The following is a 7,615-nucleotide window of genomic DNA, read 5'->3' as shown; positions in this document are numbered from 1 at the left end:
GTGGCGATCGTGGTCATCGCGCTGCTCGCGCTGGTGAACCTCGCCCTGCCCACGCAATGGGCGCAGCTGACGATGCATCATGGGCCGTTCGCGGCCGTCGCGGGCATCCACCCGCTGAACGGGCCGTTCCAGCACCCCGCGGCCCTGAGCCGGTTCTCGGTGATCCTGGCCGTCGCATGCCTCGCGTACCTGTTCGTCGTGCGGGCCCGGTTCAGCGTGCTCCTGCTGCTCGTGATCGCGGCGGGGCTCGCGGTGCTGAGCTTCGAGACCAAGTCGCTCGTCGGCCTGATCCTCGTCGCGGTGCTGTTCGCCATCCGGTTCGCACGGGTGCGTGGGGTCGTCGTCGTCGTGTGCCTCGCGCCGCTCGTGATCGCGGCGCTCGCGCCGCTGCTCGTCCGGTTCATCGGCCGGGATGTGACCGCGTACGTCGTGCAGACGTCCGCCCGTGGTCGCCTCACCACCGGTGGTGCCGACATCGCGAACCACTACTTCCCGTTCGGCGCCGGCCTCGGCCGGTGGGCGAGCTCCACGGCCGCGACCGACTACAGCCCGGAGTACGTCGCCCGGAGCTTCCAGCACGTGTACGGCCTCGGGCCGGGCACGGCGGGCAAGTTCCTGAACGACACCCAGTGGCCCGCGATCTACGGCGAGGCGGGCTGGATCGGCGGCGCCGCGTTCGCGCTCGGCCTGATCCTGATGCTCGTCGCCCTGCTGCGCCGCACATCGCGGAACGAGGACGTGCTCGTGCGCTGGCTGCGCGTCGCGGGCGTCGGCTGGATGATCGCGCTCATCGTCGAATCCGCGGTCGCGCCGGTGTTCGTGTCCACGCCGTCGTTCCCGTTCGTGTTCGCGGCTGCGGGCATCATCGCCTCCATCCGCCGGGACGGGCTGCTGCCCGACCCGATCCGGGTGCTCAGGCCGTCGGCCGCCGGCGGCGCAGCGCGTCCAGCCACAGCGACTCGATGACCGGGTACGCGCTGTCCGCCGAGTAGCGCTCGGCGAACCGCGCGCGGCCCTTCTCGACGAGCTCCTGCCGCCGGGCCTCCGAGACCATCACGGACTCGAGGGCCCGGCGCAGGGGTTCGATCTCCCCCGCGGGCACGACGATGCCCGCATCGCCCTCGAGGAGCGCGGGGATCCCGCCGACGTCGGTGGCGATCACGCACGCGTCGCGGGCCAACGCCTCGAGCAGGAACATCGGCAGCGCCTCGTCCCGCGACGGCAGCACGGCCACCGATGCGCGCCGCAGCAGGCCCATGAGCTCGGCGTGCGGGCGGGCGCCGTGGACGACCACGTGGGGGACGGTCTCGTCGACGACGTCGGGGTCCGCGACCGGGCCGACGACGTCGAGCGTCCAGTCGGTGGTGTCGAGACCCCGCCAGGCGGCGAGCAGCACGTCGACGCCCTTGCGCCTGCCCACGGTGCCGCCGAAGACCACGCGGTGCTCCTTCGGCTCCGGCCGGTCGCCCGCGACGACGTTCGGCACCCGCCGCACCCGCTCCGCGGGCACGAACGACGACGCCGTCGCGGCGGACTCGTCGCTGAGCGCGAGCACGAGGTCGGCGGCACGGAGCACCCGGCCGGTGAGGCGCGGACGCTGCCGTGCGAAGGCGGCGAACGAGCTGCCGTGCAGGTGCGCGACGGTAGCGGTGCGGGTCGCCCGGGCGAGCAGCAGCAGGAGGCCCTCGCGCACGAAGGAGCCGCCCTGCGAGAGGTGCACGACGACGACGGGCGTCGAGCGCCGCGGCAGCGTCACGATGCGCCCCGCGGCGGACAGGAACAGGCGGACTGCGCGCGGTCCGCCGGAGCCGTCCCGCGAGACGATCACGTCGACGTCGAACCGTTCGAAGTCCCAGGCCAGGTAGCCGTTCACGACCTGCGTCATGCCGCCGGCGACCTCGCCACGGCGTCCGACGTGCCATGCGGCGTAGGGGCGGCGGCCCGCCGCCCGGGCGGTCATACGGTCGCGCCGGCGAGCGCCGGCTGCTCCCCCGCGACGACCTCGACCATCGCTTCCCGCACCTCCTGCAGCTCGGCCCGTGCCGCCGCGAGCGCCGCCAGCGTCGCCGGCCGCTGCTGCACGGCCTGCTCGAGCAGCGCCGCGATCGCCGGCGCCTTCAGGCCCTCGACGGCGGCGGAGACCCCGGTGAAGCCGGCCGCGGCGAAGTGCCGCTCGATCTTCTCGGATCCGCCGCGTACGGCGGCGCTGGGGGCGGCGCCCTCGGTCAGCGCGGCGATGAGCACGTGCAGCCGGTCGCTCACCACGAGCAGGGTGCGGGCGTAGAGCCGCCGCAGCGCCGCCTCGTGCGCGGCCGGGTCGGTGCCGTCCCAGTCGAAGAGCTCCGCGTGGAGCCGCGCCGCCACCTCGGCGGAGCGCTGCCGGTCGCGGGTGACCTGGCTGATCACGGTGATGCCGAGGCCGGCGCGGTCGGCGTACTCGCGGAGGCCCGCGAACCAGGCGTCGGCGGGCATCGGGCGGTCGCTCCGCAGCGAGACGACGAGCCGGTCACGGGTACCCCGCTCCAGCGCCTCGGCGGGCGAGCCCTCGCCGAACGCGAGGTCGGGCATCACGGATCCGCGGCCGATGTACGCGGCGGTGTCGGCGTCGCGCCAGGCCGTGAACTGGGAGGCGGCGACAGACGGCGCCATCAGCAGGCGCGGCAGGGGCGCGAAGTTGCGGGAGCCGGATCCGACGCGCACGACGCGGCCGCCGCGGAGCCGGCAGAGCGCCACGAGCGGGAGCACGCTGAGGTGCTCCTTCATCCCCGCCATCGTCAGCTGGATCTCGCCGGGCTTGAACGCGTAGACCGCCCGGCCCGTGAGCGCGGCGAACAGGGCCGCGCGGTACCAGGCGGCGAAGGAGGCGTAGCGCACGTCCTGCGGCGCGAGCTCGAGGCCCTCCGCGTAACCGGCCGGGGCCTGGCCGACGTAGGTGTGGAGGGTGCCGAGGGGGCGCAGCCAGGTGAGCAGCTGGCGCCGCAGGATGATGTCCCCCACGTTGTCGTACTGGCCCCGGCTGGGCACGAAGATCTTCAGGGGGCGAGGGCGCCGGCTCATGCGGCGGGGACGCGACCCTGGTCGCAGGTCGTGGGCATCGACGTGGTCGTCCTTCCTGCTCGGCCAGGCCGGCATCGCGGAGGCGCGGTGCCGGCGACGCGTTCGGGCGCGCAGCGGAACCCCTGACGGAAACGGCCTCTCAGTCTACGGACGGGGCACCGGCCGAGCCAGCGGGTGCCCGAATCGTGATCGAGCCGATCAGTGCGTCGGGTGCGCCTCGATGACGTTCGTCTGGGTGTCGGCGACGGTGATGCCGGGGGCGGGGAACGCGTCCGCGTCCCCGTGGTAGGCGATGAGGAAGCCGCTCGTCTCGGACGACGCGGCGAAGTAGGTGACGTCCATGCGGTACCGGTCCGCGATCTCGTAGAACATCTCCCCGAGGTCGTTCCACCCGGTCACGCTCGCCGTATCGGTGCCGAGCCGGCTGCCGCTCGGCCAGCCGACCTCGCCGACGGAGCAGTGCACGTGGCCGCGCTTGCACCAGTCGCCGAAGGCGGTGAGGCCCTCGAGGAACGTGGTGTTGACGCCGGGGTAGTGCAGGTCGGTGCTGTTCGCGCCGAGCGGGTAGAAGTGCTGGGAGTAGACGATCGAGCGGTCGATGACGCCCTTGGAGCGGATCCACGGCCCCTTCGGCGCGTTCTGGGCGAGCGAGAAGTTGCGCAGCATCGACTCGACCCAGATGCGGTGCCGGTCGCCCGTCCGCCGGATCGCCGTCACGGCCGCCTGCGTGTAGGAGCGGTAGGTCGCGAACGACACCTCGGTCGTCTCCGGCTCGTTGAAGATGTCGTAGCCGGCGATCTTCGGATCGTGCTTGAACGCCTCCGACAGCAGCCCCCAGACGTGCTGCACCTGGACGGTGCTGATGCCCTTGCCGCAGTAGACCTCGTAGGCGGGCGGCTGGCCCGGGCCGTTCGGATACCCGCAGCCGTTGTGCAGGTCGAGGATCGGGTACATCCCCGCCTGCTCGATCTTGTGCACCTCGTCGGTGACCACCGCCATGCCGGGGCCGTCGAGGGGCGCGTCGAGCGAGGCCTGCACATCCGCGGGCGTCGGATTCGCGGACCGGACCGGCTGGATCATCCCCCACGAGAACGCGAGCCGCACGATCCTGATCCCGTGCTGCGCGAGCAGGTCGTAGCTGGACTGCGGCTCGCCCCACTGCGTCATCGGCGCCGACCGGCCGCGGTTGAACTCGAGCGTGTAGACGTTCACGCCCCGCTCGTACCGGGTGCCGGCGAGCGCGGCCGGCACGGGGCCGGGCAACGGGGTGGCGGTCGGCGGCGGGGACGACGAGGACGGCACGGGCATGAGGTGCGAGCGCGGGGGGTTCAGCAGCTCGGCGACCCCGAGCACGGAGATGCAGGCGATCGACGCGATCACGACGAGAACGAGGGCGCGCACACCTGCGCGGCCCTCGGTGCGCTCGTGCGTCCGTGCCACGTCCCGTCCCCTTCATGCGGCCCTGCGGCCGCGCTCGATCACCCTGCCCGCGGCGGGGGGTGCGGCACGGCCGATCCGGCCCGACCACGGTAGCCGGACGCGCGCACCCGCTGCCGCGAGGGCCGGATCGTGATCACTTCGGGATCAGCGCTCGGCGCCGGGCGGTGCTTCTCCGGAGGGTTGCCACTTCCTGCTGCTTCCAGCCGTCTGAAGCAGCAGAAAGTGGCAACCGCCGAGACGTGGGCGGCTAGTCCCGTGCGCCACCGCGGCGCATGACGGCACGGTACAGCGGCGGGGCCCAGCGGCCGGCGGCGAGGAGCGCGAAGCGCCGCCGGTCGCCGCGTCGCCACAGGGCGGTGAGCTCCCCCGTCGAGACCTCCGAGCGGATCCGGCGGGCGAGCCGGGCGGCCTCCTCGGGCGGGTACGCGCCCGAGGTCGCGTCCTTCAGCCGGCTGAGCAGCGCGTACCGGGCGACGTAGTAGCGGTACTCCAGCGAGTCCTGCAGGCCCAGGCGCTCCGCGCACGACCGGACGACGGCGCCGACCGTCTCGAGCGAGGCGGACCGCGGCGTGCCGCTGCGGATGATCGAACCGGTGCGCAGCACGTAGCGGTAGACGGACCTCTCGATGCCGGCGACCCGGGTCGCGCCAGCGAGCAGCTGCGCGACCATCGCCTGGTCGGAGTGGTGCCGCGAGCGGGTGAACTCGATGGCGATGGCCAGCTCCCGGCGGACGAGCTTGTTCCAGAGGTGGCCGGTGATCCGCCCCACGAGGAACCGGCGGAACGCCTCCCCGGCGTCGAGCACGCCGGAGAACGCCTCGCCGACCGGCCGCACCCGGCCGTCCGGGAAGCGGTAGTCGGCCGCCGCGCACACGACATCCGCGTCCGTCGACGTCGCCGCGCCGAGCAGCACCGCGACGGCCTCGTCGGGCCAGTCGTCGTCCGCGTCGACGAACCACACGTAGTCGCCGCGCGCCGCCCCGACGGCGGTCTCGCGGGCCGCAGCGACGCCGGCGTTCGGCTGGGAGAGCCCGACGACCCGCGGATGGCGGGCCGCGAGCTCCCGCACGAGGTCGCCGGTGCCGTCCTTCGAGCCGTCGTCGACCAGCACGATCTCGAGGTCCTCGTGGGTCTGCCGCAGCAGCCGGTGCACGGCCGCCTCGAGGAACGGGGCGACGTCGTAGCAGGGCACGACCACGCTGACCAGCGTCACGAGCCCTCCCCCGGCCGACGGAGGCGGAACGTGGGCTCGGGTCTGCTCATGACCGGACCAGTATTCCGGAGGCGCCTGCCGGGCGGCGGCACGACCGGCACCCTCGGGAGCCCGCGACACGCCGATGCACACCGAATAGTGACCTGAATTTCTCCGACACGCGCGCGTCCTCCGTCGACCGCTGCCGCCTCGCCGGAACCATGAGCGCATTCCGGGCCGTCCGCGGCTGCGGCGCCCGGAGCGGCTCACCGCCCGACCCCGGACGGCGAAGCGCGAGCCGTCGACCGGGAGCTCCTCATGGTTTCTTCGATCCACATCGTCACTCCGTCGAATCTCGGACGGGTCCACGGCGTCGTGACCGTCGACGTCGCGGTCACCGGCGGCAGCGCCGTCTCCGCCGTCACCGTCATCGTCGGCGACCCCGCCATCGGCTCGAAGCCGGCGACGCACGTCTCCGGCGGCACGTGGCGGGCGCACTGGGATACGACGCACAGCCTCGAGGAACCGGCGGTGCCGAATCCGAGCGACGCGATGTACTGGATCACCGCGACGGCCGTGGTGGACGGCGCGCTCGTGCGGGCGCCGATGATCCGTGTGACGACCGCCAACCTCACGCACACGATGCGCCCCGCCTCGGTCCGCTCCGGCTGGCGCGACAAGCTGGCGTGGTCCGCGAAGTACGACGGCACGTTCGAGGACTGGAAGAAGAGCCACGGCGCGGCCGTGATCGGGGCCCGGCACGCCGCCCTGCTCGACGACCCGGTGCTCGGCAAGCAGCGCAAGGCGATCCGCGTGGTCCTGCCGAACAGCGCCAAGAACGACAGCGACCAGCCCAAGAAGACGACGCTGCGGTTCCAGTCGTCCGGGCCGCGGACGATCGTCGAGGGTGACGAGTTCTGCGTCGGCTTCGCGTTCTACCCGCCGCCCGACTTCCCGTCCGTCTATCCGCGGAACGACCCGACGAACCCGGCGGGCAAGGACGCGAGCGGCTACCTCGCGATCTTCCAGTTCTACGGCCCGCCCTACGAGCAGGGATCGCCGCTGGTGCTGCACGCCCACCGGCGCACGCTCGCCGACCCCGTCGACGAGTTCAACATCCGCGGCAACTCCCTGAACCCGGGCGACCCGGCCGACCAGCTGGCGATCCCGTACCGCCGCGGCCGGTGGACCGATGTCGTGTTCAAGATCCACGCCTCGAGCTCGATCGAGCGCGGATGGATGGAGACCTACGTGAACCAGGGCGAGGGGACGGCCGTGCAGCCGCTCACGGTCAACGGCCTGACGCGCCTGCCGCGCGTGCTGCTGCGGCCGAACTCGCAGGCCTTCCGGACCGACATGCAGATCTACCGCGTGGTCGACCGCATCCCCACCGTCACCCTGTGGCACACCGGCCACACGATCGCGCCGACCGTCGAGAAGGCCGACCCGCGTTCCTACCGCAACGGACCGAAGGCCTGACATGTCGAAGCACAGGACCACCTACCAGCCCGCAGCCGTCCAGGCACCCGGCGGCCGCCACGTCGCCGTGCTCTCACGCCGCACCTTCGTGACGGCGACGGGGACCCTGCTCGTCACCGCAGGCGGCATCGTGACCGCTTCGGTCGGGTTCGAGCACACGGACGCCGACGCCAGCCAGGCGACGGGCAGCCCGGCCGCAGGGGCCCTCGTCGCGGCCGCGGCGTCGACCGTCGGTCGTCCGCTCGCGAACAGCGCCTGGCAGGTCTACTTCGGCAACCGGCTCACCGAGTGGAACACCGCCTGGGTGGAGTGGCTGCTGAAGGGCGCCGGCGCCCCGAAGACGAACACGGTCGCCGCCCTCTACTCATGGGCGCAGCAGCACGGGGCCGTCGACGGCACACCGAAGGCGGGCAGCCTCATCTTCTCCTTCGCCCCGCAGGCGACCGT

The 7,615-nt window shown here is 73.0% G+C and carries 7 protein-coding genes; 3 read left to right on the top strand and 4 right to left on the bottom strand.

Annotation, left to right across the window (positions count from 1 at the left end):
- Positions 1-966 (top strand): hypothetical protein (locus tag JWQ92_RS06080; protein WP_297343573.1); only part of this gene is annotated, 966 nt, incomplete at its 5' end.
- Here the strand turns inward: JWQ92_RS06080 and JWQ92_RS06075 are convergent.
- From JWQ92_RS06075 to JWQ92_RS06060, 4 genes are all read right to left on the bottom strand, one after another.
- Positions 914-1,960 carry a glycosyltransferase family 4 protein gene (locus JWQ92_RS06075; protein WP_297343572.1) on the bottom strand — a complete coding sequence of 349 codons (1,047 nt, stop codon included), beginning with the start codon at positions 1,958-1,960 and terminating at the stop codon, positions 914-916. The two genes, JWQ92_RS06080 and JWQ92_RS06075, sit on opposite strands and share 53 nt — an antisense overlap.
- Entirely contained in the window at positions 1,957-3,057 is a 1,101-nt protein-coding gene (locus tag JWQ92_RS06070; protein ID WP_297343571.1) for a polysaccharide pyruvyl transferase family protein, read from the bottom strand. Before JWQ92_RS06070 ends, JWQ92_RS06075 begins: the two co-directional genes overlap by 4 nt.
- Before the next feature lie 198 nt (positions 3,058-3,255).
- Positions 3,256-4,497 carry a cellulase family glycosylhydrolase gene (locus tag JWQ92_RS06065; RefSeq protein WP_297343570.1) on the bottom strand — a complete coding sequence of 414 codons (1,242 nt, stop codon included), beginning with the start codon at positions 4,495-4,497 and terminating at the stop codon, positions 3,256-3,258.
- A 247-nt stretch (positions 4,498-4,744) separates the two neighbouring features.
- Positions 4,745-5,710: a glycosyltransferase gene (locus JWQ92_RS06060; protein ID WP_297343569.1), complete on the bottom strand. Its 966-nt coding sequence runs from the start codon at positions 5,708-5,710 to the stop codon at positions 4,745-4,747.
- A 297-nt stretch (positions 5,711-6,007) separates the two neighbouring features.
- Between JWQ92_RS06060 and JWQ92_RS06055 the strand changes: the two genes are divergently transcribed.
- Positions 6,008-7,168, top strand: coding sequence for a hypothetical protein (locus JWQ92_RS06055; RefSeq protein WP_297343568.1), 1,161 nt, complete (start codon positions 6,008-6,010; stop codon positions 7,166-7,168).
- A 1-nt stretch (position 7,169) separates the two neighbouring features.
- On the top strand, positions 7,170-7,615 hold a 446-nt coding region (locus JWQ92_RS06050; RefSeq protein ID WP_297343567.1), incomplete at its 3' end, for a hypothetical protein.

Origin of the sequence: Amnibacterium sp. (genome assembly GCF_025463795.1) — a bacterium.
In the GTDB taxonomy this organism is placed as follows: Bacteria; Actinomycetota; Actinomycetes; order Actinomycetales; family Microbacteriaceae; genus Amnibacterium.
The sequence above is the reverse complement of the archived record's forward strand: the minus strand, read 5'-3'. Positions and strand labels throughout refer to the sequence as shown.